Source organism: Candidatus Methylomirabilota bacterium, from assembly GCA_035936835.1.
Lineage (GTDB): Bacteria > Methylomirabilota > Methylomirabilia > Rokubacteriales > CSP1-6 > AR37.
Map to the genome: position 1 here is coordinate 1 of DASYVT010000116.1, position 2,819 is coordinate 2,819.

Here is a 2,819-nt window from a genome sequence, read left to right on the forward strand (position 1 = left end):
TCACGCTTGCCCGATCCAACTGCTCGTGATCTCGTCATCGTTCCATCCCAGCCGGCCGTTGCCTTCCGGCACGATCCGCTCAACTGGCAGCCTGTTGATGACGCCGAGCGGCCTCGCGCCGTGTTTGCGCCTTCGCGACCACGTCTGTCCTCAGAATGCGGGCTTCCGCCTTCGCTCTTGGAATGCCGTAGAGGCGCTCCGCTCGCACCGCAAGCACGGGAACCAGATGCGGTGAGCGGGCCGACGGCAGGTACTCGCGCACCTGGCGCAGAAACTCCCGCCACGTGAGCGATGACTTACCGTCGGACGTGGCGCCGGTCCGGACGGGCCTTCCGAGCTCGCGTGTCCTCTCGCCGCTGGACGGAGATCGAGCTGCCGAACCGTCCGACAGCTCAAGGAGCGCGCGATGCACGAACCCGCGTGTCTTCGTCCGCCGGCCCCCAAGGATCAGTTGGAGCGTGTTGAGGCTTGAGGAGTATCCCATGCGGGCTAGGCTCTCGGAGGCGCGCATAGCCAGCTGACGCTGGCTGACGCCGGGGTGCGCCGCGAGCCATCGGCGCGCTATGGACGAGGTCGGCTGCGCCGGTACCCACCTCAGGTCTGCCTCGACCCGCTCGCGTGCCGTCGCCGTCAGAAGCGGCCTCCCGACGTTCCGCGCGTTACGGATCTGCTCGCGCAGGACTTCTTCCATCGCCTCCAGAACGGCGTACCGGACACGCGGGCGGTCGTCGTTGATGATCTCCTGAAGGTGCGTGACGTTGGCTGAAAGCCCCCATCCCGAAAGCCGTTCCTTCAGCAAGACTGCCAAGCGTCTCGTTGACGGCTCGTGACGGCGGACCTGCCAAAGCCGGCAAAGCTGCCGGAAGCTCGATGCGTCGACGAAGGATCGCCGTCTCAAAGAGTGACGGATGTCCTGCTGCCGTTCTCGCGCACGGAGCCTCGCCTCCTCCTCGGAGGTCACGCCCAGCTCCGCTAGACAGCCGAGCAGTACGCGGTGCACGGCCCGTCGAACGCGGCGCTTTCTTCCCGCCAGGACGCTTTGGAGCGAATCGATCGTGGAGCGGCTACCTTTGCGACCGAGATCGTTCGCGAGGCGAGAGGCGAGGAAGCGTTTCGACTTTCCCGGGTTCAGATGAAGCCAGAGCCGTACCATGGGGAGAATGCGTTCCACCATGACATAGGCGGATGCACGGTCCCCAGGCGGGATCTCGATTCCTGAAGCCGCAAGAGCGCGCTCCAGGTCCTCCTCCCCGGCGAGGCCGTCTCGCTCCCGCAGGATCTGTCGCATCGCAGTTTCGACTTCCGGCGGAACGGTTGAGACGGCCCCACTCAGGTGCCGTCTCAGTGTCCGGAGGTGGTAATGGATCCCGCCGGAGGCCAGTCGCCCGCTCAGTTCCAGGGCGAGCGCCCCTCGGGACAGGTCGGGATGGCGCCGCCGGTAGAGGACTGCAAGGGCTCGGAAGATAGTGCCGGGGACCCGCTCGGGCGAACCGTGGCTGGCGCCTTCACGTGCCTCGATCGGCGGCCAGTTGAGCGGCACTCGTACAGCAGCAGCCGTCCCGTCGCCCCGCCGGATCAACGCGGCCATCAATATCTAAATATCTCGTCATGGCGGGATCCTCGCTCTGCGCCCAGTAGTCCAGGCCGCCCAGCAGGTTCTTCGCGTTCTTGAAGCCGAGCTGAGCCAGGTACTTGGCGACGGCCGCGCTACGCTGGCCCACGTGGCAGTACCCCACGACCTCATCCTCGGGGTTCAGCGCCTCGGTCCGGTGCTCGATCTCCACCACGGCTCCGCTGAGGCTGAGGCCGCGCTTCGTCCACGACCAGATGGCGGTCGCGGAAGAGGCGCCCGTTCAACATCTTGATGGCCTCCACGGCTTCTTCCCGCGTGGCCATCTCCACGAACCCGAACCCACGCGACCGTCCCGTGAACTGATCGGTGACGATGCGCACCGACCCCAGGGTTCCGGCATGCTGGAAGAGCTCCCGCACGTCTTCCTCCGTAGCTTGGAACGCGAGATTCCCGACGAAGAGTCTCGTGAACATCGCTCCAACCTCCTACCGCACGCAGGACCGAGCGTCCCTCTTCCCAGCTCGCCTGCGGCGTGTGGGGCATTGCGCCCCGGCCGACCAACATGCTCCGACGGGCTCGCGGATCGAAGCCCGGTGAGCCTGGCCCCACGGTACTGAGTACCCCATCGACTGTCAAGGCACCCGGGGTGACGTGGTGTTTCCTTTCACGAAGTGGGTTCCCTTTCAGCAGATCTCGATCCAATCCGGGGCCACCTCGATGTTCCTCATCGAGGCTTCGCGGCGGAAGTGGCGTCTTCAGGCGTCGTCTTGGGCCAGGCGATTGAGCTCCTCCAGCTGCGCCTGGAGCCCGAAGAAGAGCCCGGTCACTTTCCCCCGACGTGTGCGGTCCCCAGGGCTGATCCCCGCCGCCTCGTAGACCTGTTCGGTGAGGTCCATGACCCGCGACTGAAGCCGGAGGGCCTCGTCGAGACACTCGGCGATCTCGCGGAGGTGATGGTCACGGCCGCCTCCTTGCGTGGCGGGTCCTCGTCATGGGCATGTGGATCAGCGCGGCCGCCGCGCTACCCCGCTACCCTGCAGGAGTCCTGTGCGATTGTAACGATGCACGACGAACTGCGGAGGGTTCCTGAGCTGGCCCTGGACCCCGCTGGTGCCAAGCGGGGAGCCTCCCTCCCAGTTTCGGCACGTAGCTGCCTTCGCCCTCCAGTCGCCGTTCGATTACGCGAACCCGTGACCCGGGAGTGGGATATCCAGCGGCGTCAGGACACAGGGCGTGTCATCCCGTG

Annotated in this window: 4 protein-coding genes; all 4 read right to left on the bottom strand. The window is 66.1% G+C overall.

Annotation, left to right across the window (positions count from 1 at the left end):
- Window positions 1-79 precede the first annotated feature (79 nt).
- Window positions 80-1,288, bottom strand: a complete 1,209-nt coding sequence (locus VGV06_09395) for a hypothetical protein (protein HEV2055373.1) — start codon at window positions 1,286-1,288, stop codon at window positions 80-82.
- A gap of 217 nt (window positions 1,289-1,505) precedes the next feature.
- Window positions 1,506-1,784 carry a rhodanese-like domain-containing protein gene (locus tag VGV06_09400; GenBank protein HEV2055374.1) on the bottom strand — a complete coding sequence of 93 codons (279 nt, stop codon included), beginning with the start codon at window positions 1,782-1,784 and terminating at the stop codon, window positions 1,506-1,508.
- The gene (locus VGV06_09405; GenBank protein ID HEV2055375.1) at window positions 1,741-2,046 is read right to left on the bottom strand and encodes an RNA-binding protein; all 306 of its coding nucleotides are present in this window, start codon (window positions 2,044-2,046) and stop codon (window positions 1,741-1,743) included. The genes VGV06_09400 and VGV06_09405 overlap by 44 nt, the downstream gene beginning before the upstream one ends.
- Before the next feature lie 282 nt (window positions 2,047-2,328).
- Window positions 2,329-2,469: a hypothetical protein gene (locus tag VGV06_09410; GenBank protein HEV2055376.1), complete on the bottom strand. Its 141-nt coding sequence runs from the start codon at window positions 2,467-2,469 to the stop codon at window positions 2,329-2,331.
- Window positions 2,470-2,819: the final 350 nt, after the last annotated feature.